This is a genomic window from Mucilaginibacter gotjawali, from assembly GCF_002355435.1.
Lineage (GTDB): Bacteria > Bacteroidota > Bacteroidia > Sphingobacteriales > Sphingobacteriaceae > Mucilaginibacter > Mucilaginibacter gotjawali.
The window spans coordinates 4,169,182-4,188,626 of sequence record NZ_AP017313.1; the positions used below are offsets into that span (position 1 = coordinate 4,169,182).

15 protein-coding genes are annotated in these 19,445 nt (G+C 39.8%); 5 read left to right on the forward strand and 10 right to left on the reverse strand.

Features of this window, described 5'->3' with window-relative positions; all coding sequences use genetic code 11:
- Nucleotides 1-25 precede the first annotated feature (25 nt).
- Nucleotides 26-274: a hypothetical protein gene (locus MgSA37_RS18415; protein ID WP_096353978.1), complete on the forward strand. Its 249-nt coding sequence runs from the start codon at nt 26-28 to the stop codon at nt 272-274.
- On the opposite strand, the gene MgSA37_RS18420 is transcribed toward MgSA37_RS18415, so the two are convergent.
- From MgSA37_RS18420 to MgSA37_RS18430, 3 genes are all read right to left on the reverse strand, one after another.
- On the reverse strand, nt 252-1,430 hold the full coding sequence (locus MgSA37_RS18420; RefSeq protein WP_096353979.1) for a hypothetical protein: 1,179 nt from the start codon (nt 1,428-1,430) through the stop codon (nt 252-254). The genes MgSA37_RS18415 and MgSA37_RS18420 overlap by 23 nt on opposite strands.
- A gap of 67 nt (nt 1,431-1,497) precedes the next feature.
- Nucleotides 1,498-2,169, reverse strand: a complete 672-nt coding sequence (locus MgSA37_RS18425; protein WP_096353980.1) for a TetR/AcrR family transcriptional regulator — start codon at nt 2,167-2,169, stop codon at nt 1,498-1,500.
- 11 nt (nt 2,170-2,180) lie between these two features.
- Nucleotides 2,181-3,437, reverse strand: coding sequence for an aminotransferase class I/II-fold pyridoxal phosphate-dependent enzyme (locus MgSA37_RS18430; RefSeq protein ID WP_096353981.1), 1,257 nt, complete (start codon nt 3,435-3,437; stop codon nt 2,181-2,183).
- Between the two features lie 193 nt (nt 3,438-3,630).
- Here MgSA37_RS18430 and MgSA37_RS18435 point away from each other — a divergent pair, with 193 nt between their 5' ends.
- The 3 genes from MgSA37_RS18435 to MgSA37_RS18450 all read left to right on the forward strand — a co-directional run bounded on the left by MgSA37_RS18435 (nt 3,631) and on the right by MgSA37_RS18450 (nt 5,421).
- Nucleotides 3,631-4,329 (forward strand): Crp/Fnr family transcriptional regulator, encoded by a 699-nt coding sequence (locus MgSA37_RS18435; protein WP_157750629.1) that lies wholly within the window; start codon nt 3,631-3,633, stop codon nt 4,327-4,329.
- Between the two features lie 254 nt (nt 4,330-4,583).
- A complete protein-coding gene (locus tag MgSA37_RS18445) occupies nt 4,584-5,045 on the forward strand; it encodes a MauE/DoxX family redox-associated membrane protein (RefSeq protein WP_096353984.1) in 462 nt (153 codons plus the stop codon).
- A gap of 10 nt (nt 5,046-5,055) precedes the next feature.
- Complete coding sequence (locus tag MgSA37_RS18450) at nt 5,056-5,421, forward strand: hypothetical protein (RefSeq protein WP_096353985.1); 366 nt, start codon at nt 5,056-5,058, stop codon at nt 5,419-5,421.
- 56 nt (nt 5,422-5,477) lie between these two features.
- Here MgSA37_RS18450 and MgSA37_RS18455 read toward each other — a convergent pair whose 3' ends face one another.
- The 3 genes from MgSA37_RS18455 to MgSA37_RS18470 all read right to left on the reverse strand — a co-directional run bounded on the left by MgSA37_RS18455 (nt 5,478) and on the right by MgSA37_RS18470 (nt 11,685).
- Nucleotides 5,478-6,977 carry a TlpA family protein disulfide reductase gene (locus tag MgSA37_RS18455; RefSeq protein ID WP_157750631.1) on the reverse strand — a complete coding sequence of 500 codons (1,500 nt, stop codon included), beginning with the start codon at nt 6,975-6,977 and terminating at the stop codon, nt 5,478-5,480.
- A gap of 81 nt (nt 6,978-7,058) precedes the next feature.
- Nucleotides 7,059-8,441: a RagB/SusD family nutrient uptake outer membrane protein gene (locus tag MgSA37_RS18460; RefSeq protein ID WP_096353987.1), complete on the reverse strand. Its 1,383-nt coding sequence runs from the start codon at nt 8,439-8,441 to the stop codon at nt 7,059-7,061.
- Nucleotides 8,442-8,616: 175 nt separating this feature from the next.
- Entirely contained in the window at nt 8,617-11,685 is a 3,069-nt protein-coding gene (locus MgSA37_RS18470; protein ID WP_096353989.1) for a SusC/RagA family TonB-linked outer membrane protein, read from the reverse strand.
- A 650-nt stretch (nt 11,686-12,335) separates the two neighbouring features.
- On the opposite strand from MgSA37_RS18470, the gene MgSA37_RS28860 reads away from it, so the two are divergent.
- Nucleotides 12,336-12,836, forward strand: a complete 501-nt coding sequence (locus MgSA37_RS28860; protein WP_197706023.1) for a hypothetical protein — start codon at nt 12,336-12,338, stop codon at nt 12,834-12,836.
- Between the two features lie 406 nt (nt 12,837-13,242).
- Here the strand turns inward: MgSA37_RS28860 and MgSA37_RS18480 are convergent, their stop codons facing one another.
- The 4 genes from MgSA37_RS18480 to MgSA37_RS18490 form a co-directional block, all read right to left on the reverse strand.
- Nucleotides 13,243-14,544, reverse strand: coding sequence for an HlyD family secretion protein (locus MgSA37_RS18480; RefSeq protein ID WP_096353990.1), 1,302 nt, complete (start codon nt 14,542-14,544; stop codon nt 13,243-13,245).
- Nucleotides 14,545-14,574: 30 nt separating this feature from the next.
- Nucleotides 14,575-15,960 carry a peptidase domain-containing ABC transporter gene (locus tag MgSA37_RS29570; RefSeq protein ID WP_317046593.1) on the reverse strand — a complete coding sequence of 462 codons (1,386 nt, stop codon included), beginning with the start codon at nt 15,958-15,960 and terminating at the stop codon, nt 14,575-14,577.
- Entirely contained in the window at nt 15,918-16,751 is an 834-nt protein-coding gene (locus MgSA37_RS29575; protein WP_317046594.1) for a cysteine peptidase family C39 domain-containing protein, read from the reverse strand. The genes MgSA37_RS29570 and MgSA37_RS29575 overlap by 43 nt, the downstream gene beginning before the upstream one ends.
- 366 nt (nt 16,752-17,117) lie before the next feature.
- On the reverse strand, nt 17,118-19,361 hold the full coding sequence (locus MgSA37_RS18490; RefSeq protein ID WP_096353992.1) for a S41 family peptidase: 2,244 nt from the start codon (nt 19,359-19,361) through the stop codon (nt 17,118-17,120).
- Nucleotides 19,362-19,445: the final 84 nt, after the last annotated feature.

Sequence of the window (19,445 nt, forward strand, 5' to 3'; positions counted from 1 at the left end):
GACTACTGGCGTTATTTCTTTAGATATGGAATTAAAAAATGAAACCAAGGGCCTGCTCTATCTGGACATTTCCAATCTTCCGGTTTCAACCGGATTTATAGAGAACTGCCATAACATGGGGTTTAACACCCTAAAAGACATCACCGATAAGGGTTGGATTGCCCTGATGCAAAAAAAGGACTTCACCTATAGATGGTTTGGCGAACTGATGGCCCTTTTAGAAAGCAACCAACTGGTTTACCTGCTTCAGGCTAAGCCGGATACTGCTCATTGATTAACCTGATCACTTCTAATAGGGCAATTTTTATTTTTTGGGCGGCGGAATACTGTGGGTTATTATACTTGTTTTTGATACTTCCAAAAGAAAGGTTTTCTTTCCTTTCCGTCCCGATGTGTTTAGATATAAAATCAAATAGCACCACTTTTTTTTCAGTAATTACAATTCCGGCTTCAATAAGCAAGCGAAAAAAGAGCACCAAAACTTCCAGCGAAAAGGCGACATGAAAGTAGAAAGGTGTAAAAATCATTGAGGACCATTTCTTATAAGTGAGTTTAGCCTGAAGCCTTTGCAGTCTTTTAAGGCAGGAGATCTCTTCTTCATACACCTTGCAAAGGATTTCTTTCAGTGTCTCTGCCGATGGCTCATAGCCGTATCCAACTTTTGCAGGTATTTGCTGCAAGTTTCTCAGTTCTATGATGGTATTGATCAATTCCTCCTGGTAGAAATCTACCTGGTCATAATCCTTTTGTATCCGGTTAATATAAAACCAGATAACGGGAAGGCAATTGAAATTCAGATAGATCAGCTCACGAAATAATTTCAGGTTTAAATCCGGTCCCGTAATTTCAATAACCAATTTATGAATGGCCGAAATAAAGTTAACATGGTAGTCCAGGTCACCGTTTGTTTTAATCTCGTGGTACCCGGGCTTTGATAAGGTGTAAAGATAGTCTTGCATGAGCAGTATAAACTCCTTGTCTTCACCACTTGCAGCCAAAACCGACAGTATCTTTTTCGACAGCTTATTGATGAAAGGGATATAAGTTTCTTTAAATGCCTGATGTACGTTCAACTGGTCATTAAAAAAAGACTTGAAGTTTTCTTTGAGGTACCTGTAGAGCAAATTTAGTTCTGAAAGTAACTGACTAATCAAATCGGCTACGGGAGATCCTTTATTTTGAGACTGCAAAAACTGATAGTACTCATCTGAAAGACGCGTGATTTCAAGCTGTAAATGTTCTATGTACAACCTAATCTTATGAGGATCGCCCTGAAAACTATGTGAAGCGGCCCGGATTTTTTGAATGATGTTTTGTCGCTCCTTAATGATATAATGCTGCGCGTCATTAAACGCGGCAGTATCGTCTCCGGCGGGTGCTTTTTCAAAAAACGCTTTTAAAAAGATTTCCAGTTGTTCCAGTTCATTCATATCTCACCCTATCTGACGATTAAAATATAGCGCAGGCGGTCTTAATGCTCGCCATTTCTTCTAAAAACTATAATTCATTTCCCTTTTGTTTTATTTTACCGGCGGCGAATGACCATTTAATGATCTGGCGGATTGCTTTCAGTATTTCATTTCTGCCTTCTTCAGTATTGATGTCAATGCCGCACTGCGTGCTCTTATTTTTTCTTGCATGCAAAACCAGATAGTAGATGCCCGATACCAATAAAGCGGCAACAGCTTGAAAGTTCACCTCCGACCCTTTAAAATGCCTGTTGGTCAATTCAAAAAAATCCTCCCCCAAGCTTTCCCTTGCATTTCCAACACTATTCATCATGTCAGATTTTTCGGTGATTTCCCATAGGATTAGTTGCTGCATTTCTTCCTCATTAAAGAAATAATCAAATTGTTTTTGCAACACGAATACCAGTATTTCAATAAGGCAGCCTTTCGTATTTGCTTTTTCCAATAATCCTGTCATCTGACTTTTAGAAACCATCCAAAAATCCTTTTCAAGAATGTAAGTTTCAATAAGTTTATCCACCGAAGTAAAATAGGTGTAGATCAGCGATTTGCTTACATCCGCCTCTTTAGCGATGGCATTGACACCCAACCCTTTGTAGCCACGTTTCTCTATAATCGTGCCCACAGCATCTATTAACCGGCGCTCTGTCAGGGGGCGGTTATGTATATTTCCTGAAATCCGTTTATATCCTGTTCTCATCCATAGTGATTTTAAGTTTTTGAAATCCCGATTTTATGATCCACATATTCAAATGCGTTTAGTGTCTTATCCAATTGTGCTTTCGTGTGGGTTGCCATCAGGCTCATCCTGATCCTGGCGTTCTTTTTGGCTACTGCCGGATAGATAATCGGGTTGGTATAAATCCCCTGTTCCAAAAGGAGGCGGCCGGCTTCCCCGCTTTTTTTAGGGTCTCCAATTTTAACCGGAATGATGGCAGAAGCGGTATTTCCAACATCCATGCCGATATCGATCAGCCCCTGTTTAAAATAATTGACATTCTGCCATAGTTTATCCATCCAATGCGGTTCTTCGTCCACCAGTTCAATTGCCTTTATAATACCCGCAACAGCAGGAGTTGACGTAGCGGAAAAAAGATGCTGCCTTGATTGAAATTTCAAAAAGCGGATAAGTTCAGGTCTTGCAACCACGTACCCACCTGCACTGGCGAAAGTCTTGCTAAATGTCCCCGTAATCAAATCCACCTCCCCAAAGAGATCATATAATTCCAATACCCCTCTTCCTGTTTTACCGATAACGCCGGTACCATGCGCGTCATCAATTGCCAAATAAGCGCCGTAGTGTTTGGTGAGCTCGAGTATCTTATCCAAGGGTGCAAGATCACCGTCCTGCGAATAAACGCCATCTATAATGACCATCTTATTCCTGTATTTATCTTTAGCATCTCCAAGCGCCCGTTCCAGTAACTCCAGGTTATTATGCAGAAATGTTTTGATATTCGTTAGTTGACAGCCTTCATAGACACTCGCATGAACGGCCATATCCAGGATAGCGATGTCTTCCTTTTGTAAAAGGCTTTGAAAGGTCGCGCTGTTTGCGGTATATCCTGTGGTATATAGGATAGCATTATCGCGACGGAAAAATGAGGCGATTTTCTTTTCCAGTTTTTCATGATAGCTAAAATGGCCGCCTATAGCAGGTGAAGCTCCGGCACCCGTACCGTATTTCCGGATAGCGCCGACGACAGCTTCCTTTACTTTTGGATGCTGGGTAAAACCCAGGTAATCATTAGAAACCAGACCTACCAGCGTTTCATGTTTGGATTTACCAGGAATCAAAATGTCCATTTCCGGCCCGCATCCTGAAATGGATTCCATCCGGTAATTCAAATGTCCCTTGTTATCTAAAAAGTTTAAATATTTATTAAAAATTGCTGCCCTGGCGTACATATCGTAGTCTTTGATATTTTCAAAATCTTTAAAACTCGCCTTTTCAAAATCTATTTCCATGGAGTTTGTGTAAGTGTTTTTGGTCTTACACAATAAAAATAAACGTGAATATTTTCAAAAGTGGTAACATTTGAAAATTTATTTTAACTTATCGTTAATAATTAATTAACAATAAGTGCCTGAATTTAAACTAATGATTATTTCATAAATAGACAGAGATAAAAAACCAGCTATATCAATCAGATAGACATAAATGCCTTTATTCGAGCATGTTGCGATGACTTCTCAAATTAAGGTGCCTAAAACATCCAAAGTACGGACACTTGACAGAGAGCCTTTAAAACTTTCCTTTGCCTTCGATTTTCCACGGCAATTATTTATGGAAGCAGAGAAATTTTTTAAAAAAATCCGCGAAAAGGCTTTTTTGACGGACGAAATACAACAGGAATTAAAAAACAGCTTAACCGAAATGCACTTCGGGCCGAATGACGGACTGATCAGTCCCGGTTATATTCCTACCTCCATTTACTTTATTCAGAAAGGGTTGGCGATGGGTTATACCGGACGGCAAAAACCGCAGGCGGTCACATGGTTCATGAATGAAAATAATTTTTTGATCCCATCCTATTTTTTCCACCAGGAGCCGGGCACAGAATTTATAACATTCCTGGAAGAAACCACTTTGTTGGCTCTGTCAATTGATAAGGTAAAAGATATGATCAACCGTTATGAAGAAGCGTTTTTTATCTTTTTGCTGCTTACCGAAGATAGCATCAGGGCCGGCAAAGAGCGGGAGTACATGCTGCGTTTACTCCCCGAGGAAAGATATTTATATATCGCCAAAACAACTCCTTTCCTTTTCGCCAGGGGGCATTTTGATCAATTAGCTTCCTATCTCAATATATCGCGAAGGCATTTTGTACGAATCAGGAACAACTTTTCAAGACGCTAAGGGTACTTTTTAGCGCCGGATGGCATCCCCGCCGGTGTCAAAAGTCCGGAATCTTTGAGCCATCTGCCGGGAGGGAAATTTTGATTGCAACCTAACTTTACCCCAACAAGCGAAGCCAATGCCCGGCTGCCTGGATAACACAAAAAGAAAGGAGGAAGGTGACAAAAAATGCAAAAATAAAAATCGCAGGTTACGTACCCGCCGGTGGCAAACGTCACCATATATAGAAATGGCATTTACCAATAGGACAAATAATGGAAGCATCTATTCTCCCAAAATCAAAATTTCAGATTTCAAATAAAATAAGGGAAAGCCTGATATGCTTCATTTGTTTAAGCTGCATGTTTTTATTTTTATACACAGCCCATAGCAAGTGGACAGACCATGCCCGATTTTTGAAAGGCTTATCAAGAGTCTCATTTATAGCGGGCTTTGCCCTTTATATCTCATGGCTTGTTCCGGCTGCAGAAGTTTTGATTTCGATACTGCTAATCATACCACAAACTTACAAATGGGGCCTTTATGGATTTACAGGGTTGATGACCTTGTTCACAGGCTACATCATAAGTATGGTACTATGGGCGAAAAAGTTACCCTGTCATTGCGGTGGCGCTATTGAAAAATTAAGCTGGCCACAGCATATATGGTTTAACCTGGCTTTCATTGCCATAGCCGTATTTGCCCTGTGGCTCAGTAAGTCAAAAATTAATAATTAAAACAATAAACATGAAAAACGTTAAAAAAATCGCTTTAGGCCTGATCGCAGGCGCTATGGCCATTAGCTTCAGTGCTTTTACAAACGCACACAGTAATAATTTTATCCGGCCCAATAAAGCTGTAAAAGCCGGCATGATTACGGACAATTACATTGTTCAGCCATCATTAAATGATTTCGTGCAGTTGAGCAGCACACCGGTTTCCGCTGACTGCAGCGGCACTGCGACAAGGCAATGTGCCTATGATGTAACGAGTACAGGTAAGAGCAATATTCCTGACCTGGCTTCTTATACCGGTGCAGAAATTGACAACTACGTATCACACGGTTGGTTAACACCGGCGTCCGGTTCATCTGATGCATTGTATCAGCCATAATCAATTACGGCGAAATGGTAACCAGGGCTGTATGAAATTACAGCCCTGGTTTTTGTTTATAAATATTTATCGATAAGCGCTTTAAATGCCTCTTCATCGATTCTTGGATCCGGAGGAGCCGCAGATATGATCTTGCCTGTTTTAGAAATAACAATAAGTGTCGGGCACTCCTGTATATTATAATGTTTATAGATGGATGATTCCCTGTCCATGCCTGCCAGTAAGTTAATTTCATCCGTATTGCAGTATTTTTCTTCATGCAAACTCTTTAACCATAACTCCTTATTCCCGTCGATACTTATGCTTACAAATACAATATTGGGATTTGACTTATAATAAGAAACAATAGGTTTCAAACTCTCTGCCATAACAACGCAACCATGGCACCCGGTGAACCAGAAATCCATCACCACTACCTTGCCGCTGAAATCGCTTAACTTATATAATTTCCCGTTTTGACCGGGCAGCTCAAAAGGAAAAGCATCGGCTCCAATGGTATTGGCATCTCTGAATTGTATCAATGCGGTTTTATACGGATCATCTTTAGCTTTGTCTATGGCTTCATTGATATAGCTTGCAAAGTCGCCTTGCCTGCGCCTGTCGATATTATAAAAAGCCAACAGTTTTATTTTATCTTTTAAAATCCCATTTACATAATGCTGATCAATAGCCTTGTTAATGTCTGCAAACTTAAGTTTTGAATAATAGCTTATTCCGTTTAAACTATTTTGAATAATGGCAAAGACCTTTTCCTTTTCCGCCAGGAAATCGCTGTATTTGTAAGATTTAACCAGTAATGCGGTATCATTAAAATGACCTTCTTTATAATTGCCGAAGTGTTTACTGAACAGATTCCCTGCTGTTTGATATTCCTCTGATCGTTGTAAAAGAAAAGGGCTTAAATAAATGTCAGCTAAATGTTGGTTATAATTCCCCAGGCAATCTAGTTTGATTAAATTATAAACATCCGTATTCAATTTTGCCTTGAACGTTTCAAGGATATGGAGCTGTATGGCATAGATCGAATCCTGCTGAAATTTCCTGTAGGAATAAGCTCCTTCAAAATCCTTCAATTTCATATAAGCATTGTATTTGTCGACGGAATTTATTTCATCGCTGTTACTGATCCGGTAAATACAATTGTATTTGTCAGCGCTTTTCCCCGTAAAAAAAGCGCCTTTTTCATGGTTGGATAAATGCAGCACAACCGAGTCGCCTGGTTGAAAAACAAACAGGTCGTTATTTTGGTTAAGCGGCAATTGCGCGGCCTGTTGCCTGTTTAAATAATCTATCCGGCCATAAGTAACTGTACCTGTTAAAGGGATGACCAGCCTGGTTTTAGCTGTGACGATTTCCTGGCCAAAAGTATCCCGATCTGATGCAAAATTTGAATTGATCCCGTTTTTGCTCATATTAATATGGATGGACCCATCATGCAGCATGGCCGTATCTTCAACAACGATATCCACTACGGCAAATAGTTTTTTTTCAGTCGTTTGAGCCAAAGCGACTGATGTCCCGGCGATCATTAAAGTGATGATGAAAACCAGGAGCATATTTTTATGTAGGTGAATTGATTTCATGGGTTTGACATTTTTTTTAAAATGATTTGATTTTTTGTAAGAATCATCGGTTGGTCACCTAGGGTTCTGCTGAATGCCACTTAATGCGATTTCATCATTTGGAATGGGCAAGACCCAGCGGGGATCATTCGGGGGCAATGTATAACTAACGCCATTCAGTACCCTTGTCAGGGTTAGGCCCTCCCCTTCCATGTTCAACCGTTTCAGGTCATACCAGCGCAAACCGCGCCACATCAGTTCTTTTCGCCGTTCGAGTAAAATGGCAGCTAATGCATCGGCAGCAGAAGTCGCGGTTACCGGCACATAATTACCGGCATTATTGTAGCGTTTCACCAGTAATTGGTTTAACTCATCCATCGCCGCCGCCGTTTGTTCGCGGCGGGCCAGGCATTCGGCTTTGATCAGGTATACTTCATCGGTCGCCAGCCCAGTAAAAGGGTAATTGCCCTGTCCGTAGTAGCCCCGCTTTCTGTAATAAGAACCATCGGATAATTGAGAAAAATAAACAGATAAACGCAGATCATTTGAATTGTATAGATTAATGATATTTCCAGGCACCCTCCCTAATGATGATGAATTGGTCGGGGTAAAAAGACCGTAGGCGGTCACTTGTTTTGTATTATAAATCAATTCATCATTGGTGGTAGAAAAGGGGCTTCTGGCCGTGATGCTGATGGTATTGTAATCAATTAAGGTATTATATAAACCCAGACATTGATCCGCATAGCTTTCGGCTTGCGTATAATTCCGCATATCCAGGTTGATACGGGCAAACAAGGCATAAGCCGCTATTTTGGAGGGCCGGTTTAAATTGGCCGAAGGCCTTGCTGCGGGAAGCAGGATGGCAGCCGTTGTAAGGTCATTTAACACCTGGTCAAAGCTTTGCTGCAAGGTTGACCGTTTGGCAATATAATCTATGCCCGAAGTAAGGCGTAGTGGGATACCTAAATCGGTAGAAGCCGTACCTGCATTGTATGCTTTACAAAAAGTCCTTGTCAGATCGTAAAAGGCAAATGCACGGGTAAACAGCGCCCAGCCTTTTATATATTGTCCTTGGGCAGTTCCGGCACTGTCAGACTTCGATAAACCATCCAGTACACTATTGGCGTAAAAAACTTCCTGGTATAACTGGTTCCAGTCTGCAATACCAGTATCCCCTGCATAAATGTCTTTTGCCCAAACATAAGCATTGCGCTCCGTTGCGGAACCTGTTTGCCAGTCCGCATAGCTTACCGTGTATTCATCCGCTGAAAGCTGTGCCAGGCCGCCGGTGGCATTAAGGAAGGTGGTATTATCCAGTAGGTTCTGAAAGTCTGTCAGGGTGCTTGGCGTCAGAATATTGGTAGTTGGTTTTTTATCTAAAAAATCAGATTTTTTGCAAGCGCCCAGGATCGAAAACTGGCTTACTATCATAATCCATTGAATTGATTTTTTCATTTTTCTTTGTTTTGATTCGTTTTTATTCGTTTCAATTGCTGTGTTATTTACAGGCCGGCTTTTATTCCGAAAGCTATGGTGCGTACTGCGGGGATGTTTGCCGGGTAATCCGGGTCTATATGGTATTTGTTGGCCCTCCAGAGGATACCGATGTTATTGATATAGGTAAACAGGTTCAGGTTTCTGAATGGCAGATAGGGCGTTTGGGAATAGTATAACCCAAACGAAGATCCTGCAAGCGGATATGAGCTGCATTGACGACCAGTATATTGGAATAGGTATATAAGTCATCCCGGTAAATATTATCCGGGTACACCAGCGCAGGGACATTGGTATGCAGTTCATCCCCTGGTTTTTGCCAGCGGCTATCAAAATCGGCCATCTGGTAACTATTGGGACCGGCAGAATAAAGGGTGCCGTTATTTAAGGAGGCCCTTCTGAAGTAGTATCCCAATTTGTAGGTGATATTAAAAGAAAGATCAAAAGTTTTGTAATTAAAAGTGTTACGCAGACTACCGAATGAGGTGGGTGTCGCTGAACCATTGTATACCAGTTCCGTCCTGTTGGTGGCATTCATGATACTGGTATAATCGGTACTGATTTTCCCGTTTAAATAGCCTTGCGGGTCACCTGATTTGTTAAGTCCGGCATATTTGAAGCTAAAAATGGCATAATAAGGATAGCCTTGCAGCGGGTTGTTGTAGTTGGCGGAAACTACATTCAGATTGGTTCCGTTACTTACTTTATACTGTGTTACCTTGTTCTGGCAATAGTTATACAGGAAAGTGGTGGTCCATTTAAACTTGCCCTTCAGGTTGATGCTGTTGATCTGCAAATCAATCCCTTTGGTTATCGTATTGGCGGAGTTACCTGTATATAGGCTAATTCCGGTTTGCGGTGCAATGGGGCTGCTGCCGATCAGGTCCAGCCCTGCTTTCAGCCAGTAATCTATACTGCCGCTGATGCGGTTGTCTTTTGTTCCGAAATCCATGCCCAGGTCTGTATTACGGTCTACTTCCCAGCGGAGGGATGGGTTTGGCGGATTGACAATGGTGGAAGCATAAGCATTATAGGTTTGTGCGATATTTCCGCCGACTGCGGCCAGGTAGGCGGAAATGCTGGTGTTTACATTGCCCGTATAACCGTAAGTGGCCCTCAATTTGAGTTGCGGCAGCCAGTCAATGGCATAAAATGATTCTTTGTCTATGATCCAGGCCAGACCTGCGCTGCCTAATGGCACCCCTTTCTGATTGGCGGACACGCCAAATAAATTCGATTCATCTTTACGTGCGCTTAGTGATAAGATGTATTTATCATCATACGTATAGGAACCGTTAAAATACACCGAAAAAAAGCGGTTGGTGGTACCCGTCTCAGAGGTGTTTGCCGGTATTTGCGCTGTATTGTAGCCATAGAAATAAGGGTTGTAGGCGGTAAAATCAACCGCCTGGTTCTGGTCTGTGGCGGTTTCAGGATTATAACCATATAGCGTGTAGGCGTTGTTAAATGTGGTGTAATCTTTTACCTCGGTACCGGCAATAGCGCTTACGGCATTCTTACCCCAGTGATGATCATAGTTCAGCTGGAAGCGGCCATTATTGGAAGAAATATTGGTCAGGCTGGTATTCAGAATGGCCCCCATGGGTACCGGGTAGGTTACGGCCCCCGAAACAGGATCGATGTTGGTAAAAGTGTTAATGAGGTTTCTTGTATAATAGGATTGCAGCTCATTCAGGTTATTGACATCGTTAATTCCTTTTTCATAGTTATATAGCCCGGAAGCTTTTAGCCCTTTTATGATCTGATAACTTAATGATACGTTTATGCGATAATCTGTCAAACTGCTGGTGGTACCGCTGTAACCATTTTCCAGTTCCTGCAAGGGTTTATACAGCCAGTTAAGCAAAGCGCCATTCCCGGCTGTACTGCCATAGGGAATACTCAAGGTGTTGGCGATAGCTAAAGGGTTGCCATTGGCATCTGCAATCTGGTCATAAGGATAGTCCGTGGAAGCTAATGCAGGGCCGGATTTTGTGGTGCTGCCGGTATAGACAATGTTTGTAAACAGTTCCAGTTTGTTTTTCAAAAAGTACCAGGTATTGGCGGCATTTAAAGTGATGCGGTCATAACTGCTGTTTACCGTATTGTTAAGGTTTTTATCGTAGCCAGCGGAGAAAAAATATTTCTGGGTGGCGCTGCCGCCGCTTACGCTGGCCTGGTATTGCTGATTGACGCTTGGCCTGTAAAAATATTTCAGTAATTGCGCACGGGAATCGTAGCTTTTCAGGGTATTGATCTCTGAAAGAGAGTCCGATTTGGAGATCGTGCCATTTCTTGCTGCTGAAAAGATTTCAACTGCGGGTGACAATGCCTGGTAGCCGGTGCTTATGGCATTATCGTAAGCCCCCTGGTTGAACAGGTATTGTTCTACGCCGATGTACTGTGCTGACGTCAGCTGCGGCAGGTAATATAAATCAGGTCTTGCGCCTACGGTGGTATTGGCATTAAAGCTTACCTGCGGGGCTGAATTGAGGTGCCCCTTTTTTGTGGTGATGACAATTACGCCGTTACCGCTGCGGGATCCCCATGCAGAGGCTGCTGCGGCATCTTTTAAAATGGTGATACTTTCTATATCGTTTGGATTGATGTTCCCCGGGTCGCCGTCATATGGAAAGTTGTCGATAATAATTAAAGGGCTGGGGTTTGAAAACAAGGTCGCGCGTCCGCGGATTTCAATTGCACTTTGTCCAAACTGGAGGTTACTGCTATTATTAAAAAGAACGCCGCTGGTGACGCTATTCAACCGGTCGAGAATATTCGTACTTACACTCCGGTTTAAAAGTGCGCTGTCCGCCAGTACAAAGCTTCCGGTCGCCCTTTCTTTTGGGATATTCTGGTAGCCGGTGGAAACAACGCTGACTTCTTTTAAAAGGTTCTTATCTTCAGCAAGGCGGATCGCAAATGGGTCTTTATCAGTTGGGTTAAAACTGATTTCGGTGGTTTTATAGCCGAGATAGCTGATGGTTAATTTGCCGCTGGATTCTTTTGTATATAGGGTAAAGTCTCCTTTTTCGTTTGTGGAGGTTGTTGTGCCTGTTGATTTGATTTTAATGGTTGCGCCGTGAAGGGGGGTATTTTGGGCAGAGTCAATGACCCTCCCGGTGAGTTTGGTAACGGCCTGTGCTTTGGCCCGGAAATTCAGGCAAAGCGCGGCCAGTACTATATATAGTATGGTTTTTTTCATGGAAGTTTAGTTAGGTTAGCTGATTGAATTGTTACTAAATCAGTCGATGAAGGAAAAACGGCAACCGGGAAAAACTATTAACTATTTGGCTGATCGGAGGTTGCCGTTTGTCCTGAAACTCAATCAGGGGATTTGATGATGTTTTTAAAGCGGTTTTTGAATAAATGTGAAGAAACTGCCTGATTGAATAAAAAGCACACGATTTGCCCATTGCTATAAAAAGCAACCCCTATATAGTCGTAATGATTTTGCTTCACGCTCATTATTCATTTTAATAACGAGCCCCGACGTGGTAAGTAAAATAGGCTGGGCCTTAAAAACCAACACTCTTAGTTGACAGCCAAGACTTGGAATTACAGTAAGGCCCATACCTATTCTTAAGTGCAAAGATATACACTAAAGACGATATGGGCATTATTCTTACTGTCTCGTGTCTGGCTGTCATTTTTCGAGTAACGAGACTCTTTAATTAATACCCTCTTTTTTGGAAAGACGAGATTTAAACACTATTTCAATTCATATTAATCCTATTTCAAATTCAAATATATAAAATAAATCATTTATTGAAAATTAAATTTAAATAAATGACTGTTTTTATAAAGTAATTGTCTTTAACGCCTTCCTTCTATACATTTAATGAAATTGTAACTTTGAAAGTAGAAGCGCCAGATAATTTATTAGGCCCTTATTTGACAAATAAGGGGAAAGACAGTGTTGATATACATGGAAAAACTGGAATACCAATTGGCAGCATCAGAAAAATGCGAAGTGGGGAAACAAAAGCAATTCCAGCTATCGAACTCTATAAAATCTCATTGGTTACTAAAGATGCGATTGGTGTAGTGTTGAAGGAAATCTATCCAAGTCTAAAATTAGTTCAGACGGATAAGGTCATTCTAACTAATATAAAATCCGATACAACTGATCTCGGAAAAGTAATTATGCATCTCGAGGACTACAATTTGGATAATTTAGCGTATAGAACAGGAATAAAGCGAGGGCGTTTACAGCGCCTGACTAAATTAGATTCTACAAAAATTCTATCACATGAACTTTACCTTATTGAGATGGCATCTAATAAGGAACCGGGAGAACTTTTTATTAGTCTATTTGCGGACATTAAACTTCATATCCAAGGAGAAGAAAAGTAATATCGATAAGGGATGAATAACCTATCATTTTTAGCATTAACACCCAAAAAGGTTGAGACAAAAATAAAAGCATCCTCACACTCGCTGCTTGAGGGCTTTAACCTAAACATACAAGACCTTCCTGAAGAACAATAACTTTCAAAGCAGGTAAAAGCAGAATGGATGCAGAAGCGATCTAAAGGATATCTGGGTTTGATTGGCGTTTCAATTGGACAAATTAAATGCCTGTAATGCTACTGCAAATACCATACGAGAATTTTATCAATTACTTGAACGGCTGAAAACAAGTATAACTAACGTTAACTTGATTAATAGGATTAAATATTTCGACCATTTGAGCTAACCGCAACACCCAAAATAGACTGTTGCGAAAAATCGAAATTCCGACTTCCTAAATAATTCTAAATCATTTTTTATCAACAATTTTAAAAAAGCTCCGGGTAATCCTTTGTATAATGGTGGCATCCTGGGTTATTATTTCAGCATCGGCCATCATTCCCTGTTTTAAGTGAATAGGCCTTCTCATGTCTGAACTGCTCCCGACTTTAAAATCAACTTTTGAAATAAATACACTGTCTCTATAAGGCACTTCCGAAATGTATTTTATCCTGCCTTTTATCATTCCGTATTCTTCAAAAGGATAGCTCCTGAGTTTAACCAGCACCTGCTGCCCTTCTTTTACTTTACCCATATTACTTTGGGTGATGGTCATTTCGCCAAAAAAACCTTCATTGCCCGGATCTATATAAAAAACCTCCTGATTGGGGGTTAACACCTGGTTCTCCTGGATTATCCCGGCAAATATTAATTTACCCGACTGGGCCGCCGTCAATATGTATTTGCTTTTCCAGTCTTCCGCGATACTTATCAGGCTGTTTAGCGCTTGTAAAAACTTTGCTTTTTCCTCTTGTACCTGGTTATCCAGTTCGGTTAATTCGCTTTGTTTGGCAATATAATTATTGTCGCCTGTTATAATGGACGATTCTGTTTGGAGCAAGGCGGATTTTTTTGCAAGGTATTTACTTTCTTCCTGCCGCAATTCGGCGGGCGTTTCGACTCTTTCCTGTTCCAGTTTTTTGTGCATATTATATTCATCGCCAGCAAGATCATAATCCTTTTGCTGGATCATTTTTTCTGCACTCGATTGCTGTTGTTGTTTGTTTAAAAAAACCAGGTCTTTTTGCAGGTAGGCTTTCTTTTTAACAAGGAAGCCATTATTAATGGACGACCGGTAAGCTAAATACTCCTCGTAAAAAATTTGATAAGCAGATTGCAATTCGCCAAACTGGATATTATCTGCTTCATTAAAATGCCCGTCATTTATGGGTTTACCCGCGAGCATTTGCAATTGCAGTTCTTTAAGGTTGATTAACAGTGTTAATACCTTTTGGTGGTTTGCGGTACTTTCCAAATAAGCCAATGGTTGACCTTGCGCAACTATTTCATTCTCTATTACCAGTATTTTTACCAGTTTACCTGAAATTTTTGACACAATGGGTTTCGGAGAATTCGGCGAATCTATTTTTAACGTAGCGTTTACAATATCCGGATATCTTACCAATGCGGCCAACCCGACGATTAAAACCAGGATGCCAAAAAAAACGGTAATCCCCCAGCGTAAAAGCCAGGAAGGAACAGCTGTAATAATATCCTGCATATCATCCGTATGCCTTACTTGTAAATCTGCATCTGTATGAATTGATGGCATATTTCTAATTTTTATTTGATCTAATACATATCACATTCCCAGTTCAAGCTGATTTTTCACCAACTTATAATAATCACCTCGGAGATCGGTTAATTCATGGTGAGTGCCCTGTTCTATAATGCGCCCTCTGTCTACTACGATAATGTTATCGGCGTTGCTGACGGTGCTTAACCGGTGGGCGACAATAACTACAGTGCGCCCGTTAAAAAACTCCTGTAGGTTATTCATGATCACCTGCTCATTATTGGCATCAAGCGCGTTGGTAGCCTCGTCGAAAAACAGATATTCCGGATCTTTGTAAACAGCCCTTGCTATCAGGATCCGCTGGCGTTGACCCTGGCTTATTCCATTTCCTTCGGCGCCAATTTTTGTAGTGAGTCCCAATGGCAGGCTATCGATAAAGTCCTGTATGTTGGCTACCTTTATGGCGTGTTTTAGTTTTGCCTTATCGGGGTATATATCACCAACGACAATATTCTGTTCAATGCTTTCTGAGAAGATGAAACCGTCCTGCATTACAACGCCGCACTGGCTCCGCCAGGTTTTAAAACCAATATTATTAATCTGCTGGTCACCCACTTTAATTTCACCTTTTTGCGGCTCATAAAAACGTAACAGTAGTTTAAGAATAGTGGTTTTACCGCTGCCGCTCATGCCAACGATTGCGGTAGTTTTTCCTTGGGGAATTTGAAGGTTAATGTTTTCAAGCACGGGAACATTCCCAGCACCCGGGTATCGAAAGGTAAGATCGGTAAGTGATAAACTTTTATTTTCAGGAAGTAAATAACTCAATTCCTTATCAATCGGTTCCTCATCCTGCATTTGGTGAATTTCATTTAGCCGCTCAAGGCTGATCTTTGCATCCTGAAACCCCTGTATAAAAGTCAGCATTTGTTCAATCGGGCTACTCAATTGACCAACAATATATTGTACCGCTACCATGGCACCTAAGGTAAGGTTACCGTTGATAACGGCTTCGGCACTCAAAAAAGTGATCAATATATTTTTACCTTCGTTAATAAACGTAGCGCCGCCCTGCTGGTATTGGCTAAGTGCTAGTGATTTTACGTTAAGTTTAAATAGGCGGGCTTGTATGTGTTCCCATTCCCATCGTTTTTGCAGCTCGCAGTTGTTTAGTTTTATTTCCTGCATGCCGCCTATTAATTGAACAATGCTGCTTTGGTTTTTTGCCGATACTTCGAAAGCTTTATAATTTAATGTCCGCCGCTGTTTTAAAAAAATCACTATCCATGCTGTGTACAAGGAACTACTCAAGATGAATACAAAAAAGATGGGAATATTGTAATAAGCCAGCACCACTGAAAAAACCAGCAAATTAAACATAGAAAATATGGTGGTTAATGTTGAACCTGTTAAAAAGGTTTGGATATTTTTTTGATCGTTGATCCGCTGCATAATATCGCCCGTAATTTTAGTATCAAAAAACTCATGGGCAGTTTCATCAGCTTAATCAAAAAATCCGTCAGGATGCTGACATTTATTCGGGTACTTATGTGTAGCAATATCCAGCTTCTTATAAACTCGACACTTACACGCCCTATAATCAATGCTACTTGTGCAATTAGGATGACGTAAATAAAATTAAGGTTTCGAGTATTGATGCCAATATCAACGATGGACTGTGTTAAAAAAGGGCTAATGAGCTGTAGCAAGCTGCCAATGCCCATGCCAAACAACATCTGTACAACTAATTTGCGGTGAGTGATTAAATATCGAAGCAAAAAACTCCATCGAACCTCGCCTTCTTGCTCATCTTCCCGTTCATAAAATTGGGATGTTGGTGACAACAATAAAGCGATGCCTTCACCGCTTTCCTTATCGACTTGCCAGTTACGGTTGAACTCGTCTTCATTCAGTATAATCAGTCCAGTGGTAGGGTCGGCTAAGTAATATTTGTGGTTTTTGATTTTGTACAATACCACAAAATGAAAGTTTCGCCAATGCAAAATGCAAGGTAACTCGCATGTTTTTAATTGCGATTTATTCAATTTCGCGCCCATCGTTCGAAATCCCAATTTTTCAGCCGCGCGACTTATTCCCAATAATGAAACACCGTCCCTATTAATTTCACAAAGTTTGCTTATGGTTTGCTGTTTACTATTACGCCCATAATATTTGGCCACCATTCGTAAACAAGTTGGTCCACAGTCCATCACATCAAATTGCTTATAAAACTTGAAGCCCATAATTATCTATTGGGGGGGGTTATATTGGGTTTGAGATATATTTTAATGAAGTGGTAAAAAAGTACTTTAGAGTTGTTTTAATTGACATTGTGACTGATTAATCTCTTTGTGGATATAGAATATTAAAAATGCTTTTTGGTGATAGTCAATTTAAAAAAGTCATTTCAATATTTTGGGGAAACTGTTAATTATTCAAAAACGAAAATCGGCGCTAGGTATTTTTGAATATCCATTCCGCCTATTTAACATTCTTAAACACACGAAATGGAATGCCTTTTAATAACTGTTTTTTTGAAATTAAATGTCAAACTCTTCATAATATTATTAGTCTATTTCATAATTTTCAATCCGCAATTTTACCCATCTTTAATTATTTAATATTATTTCCTTTGCTTTATCCAAAAGTTCATCTTTCCCCAACGAAATCCCTTTAATGGTTGGTTTGACTATATAATCAATTTTTACTCCATTGCGCTGTGTTTCAGTCCCATCTGGATACAATATATCTAATCCAGATATCATGGTACTGATTCCTCCAGGCAGTGAAATATTCGAGACATTTCCGTCTGCCCCTGCTGTTCTACTTCCAATTACAATAACATTTGGAGAGCTTTGGAAAGCCATTGTGGTATACTCCGCTTGGCTTTGTGTCATTTCATTAACAATCACAACAACTCTGCCGTTATAATCTCCAGTCCCGACAATATTAAGTGGATTCTTTAACTCAAAGTATCCAGGGTTTTTAAGACTAGCTGTTCTGTACATAACAAAATCGGAATTCCCTCTTTTAATGAATGGAACAAAGGTAAACGGCATGAAATCTGACGGATAACATCGCATATCTACAATAATGCCTTTTGTCGATCTGAACTTTTGCTCAATTAGTGGTAAATCAACGTTTTTGTACTTACCAGGAAATATATATCCAATTTGAGAATTTAGATTAGCATAATACGGTTGAGATGGATGTGGGTCATAATCTATAGATTTATTTAGTTTTTTTCGTTCGATCGCAATAATTTTCATAGTCCTTTTATTTCTATTATGTACGATCTCAAGAGAAACTACCTTTTTGTTGAATCTTAATAAAAAATTGTTTGGCATCTCTCGAAGCTGGGTTGTATAATTGGATGCTGCCGTTATTGGTAAATATTTTTTTATAAGATCTTCAATTTTTACTCCATTTATACTAATTATTACATCGCCAATATTTGCCTTTTTTTTTATGTCTAAAGTATCTAAGTAAAACCCAGTAACCGTGAGATGGTTCTCTATAAATTTTGCTTGTAAAGGGATCTCGTATTTGCCCTTGTAGGCGTCGAGAGTTGGATTATTTGACCAAATGTTTGCATGCGTATCATGAATACTACTTATTAAGGCTAAAGTCGTGATTACATAACCGGTACTATCTTTTGCCTTTACAAATCGAGGGATAAAATCTTTAAGAACATTATCCCAGTTACTGCCTATCAAATGTTTATATGGGTAGTAGTATTGAATCATATTCCAATACCTAAACAAACATAAAAGTCTAAATCCTACATCTGGCTTGGTTACCGTGTTATATGGAAGTTCATGCGTAAATAAGGGGTTTCCAATGTTAGGATCCAATTCGACATAATAATTTTCATTAAAATCATGATTCCGTAATATATAACGAAGTTTATTGATTAATGATTTTTTTAAAATATTATCATTGAAAATATCCCCATAATCTGGTTCACATTTAATGTCTCCGGATAAAGGGAGCTGGCAAGAATTACATAAACCCGGTTTTTCAAATTTATCGATCCAATGCTCAAGAGCATCACTTAATTCTGAATTATTACTAGCTTTAATAATTAGCGGCATTGCTTTAAAGAGCTCCGCATCAAAATTATAATCACCCTTAGCCACTGAAGGGTTATGGTATTTTAAAAAACCCCAAACTTGTCCAAATAGGGTGAGGTTTATTATTTTTTGTTTCGTTAATTTAATGGAGTCAATTCCTGAGTTCCTAGAAAAAGATGTATCTAATTGTGCTTTTTTAAAAATTATATTTTTTGATGTGGCATTTTCTATAGGTTTTCCATCTATAAATAATCTTAAATTATCTATCCATATTTTACCCTTGCCTACTAAAAGTCCTCCGATATTTATTGTGTTTGCGATTCCATCATCGTAAGGCAGTTTAATACTGTATTCATTCCAATCAGTTGTTCCTGTTATGGATTTATCCTGCATGTTATCAAAAGCCAACATGCCATCTTGTCCATCAACGCGCATCCATAATCCCGCGAAGCCTCCTGATACATTTTCAGTTTTTAAATACCCCTTGAGTTCAAGCTCTTTTCCTTTATAGGTACGAGGAATTATATATTTGCATACACCAAACGAAGGGGTAGCTCCTTTTTGAAATATATGTAAAGAGTATTTACCTTCTTCCTTAACTGTACTATCGACTGCGATTAAGTAATCATCAGATTGTTCTTTTTCATTAGCCCATTGCCAACCTACTGGGATCTTGTCTTCGTCTAATTTCTCGAAACCACCATTGTATTTGGAGCTTGGTTTACTGCAACTATGTAAGATTATAATTACGAAAGTGAATATTATGCTGGAGTATTTCAAAACTAAATATTTTAAGATTTGTCTTTAATTTTAACGTGTAAAATAGACCTTGTGAAGTAAGATATAAAAATAAAGCCATATACA

What these genes read in the sequence shown, in the direction of transcription:
- MgSA37_RS18415 (WP_096353978.1), top strand. Translation starts at nt 26, where the DNA reads ATGGAATTAAAAAATGAAACCAAGGGCCTGCTCTATCTGGACATTTCC.
- MgSA37_RS18420 (WP_096353979.1), bottom strand. Translation starts at nt 1,430, where the DNA reads ATGAATGAACTGGAACAACTGGAAATCTTTTTAAAAGCGTTTTTTGAA.
- MgSA37_RS18425 (WP_096353980.1), bottom strand. Translation starts at nt 2,169, where the DNA reads ATGAGAACAGGATATAAACGGATTTCAGGAAATATACATAACCGCCCC.
- MgSA37_RS18430 (WP_096353981.1), bottom strand. Translation starts at nt 3,437, where the DNA reads ATGGAAATAGATTTTGAAAAGGCGAGTTTTAAAGATTTTGAAAATATC.
- MgSA37_RS18435 (WP_157750629.1), top strand. Translation starts at nt 3,631, where the DNA reads ATGCCTTTATTCGAGCATGTTGCGATGACTTCTCAAATTAAGGTGCCT.
- MgSA37_RS18445 (WP_096353984.1), top strand. Translation starts at nt 4,584, where the DNA reads ATGGAAGCATCTATTCTCCCAAAATCAAAATTTCAGATTTCAAATAAA.
- MgSA37_RS18450 (WP_096353985.1), top strand. Translation starts at nt 5,056, where the DNA reads ATGAAAAACGTTAAAAAAATCGCTTTAGGCCTGATCGCAGGCGCTATG.
- MgSA37_RS18455 (WP_157750631.1), bottom strand. Translation starts at nt 6,977, where the DNA reads ATGCTCCTGGTTTTCATCATCACTTTAATGATCGCCGGGACATCAGTC.
- MgSA37_RS18460 (WP_096353987.1), bottom strand. Translation starts at nt 8,441, where the DNA reads ATGAAAAAATCAATTCAATGGATTATGATAGTAAGCCAGTTTTCGATC.
- MgSA37_RS18470 (WP_096353989.1), bottom strand. Translation starts at nt 11,685, where the DNA reads ATGAAAAAAACCATACTATATATAGTACTGGCCGCGCTTTGCCTGAAT.
- MgSA37_RS18480 (WP_096353990.1), bottom strand. Translation starts at nt 14,544, where the DNA reads ATGCCATCAATTCATACAGATGCAGATTTACAAGTAAGGCATACGGAT.
- MgSA37_RS29570 (WP_317046593.1), bottom strand. Translation starts at nt 15,960, where the DNA reads ATGCAGCGGATCAACGATCAAAAAAATATCCAAACCTTTTTAACAGGT.
- MgSA37_RS29575 (WP_317046594.1), bottom strand. Translation starts at nt 16,751, where the DNA reads ATGGGCTTCAAGTTTTATAAGCAATTTGATGTGATGGACTGTGGACCA.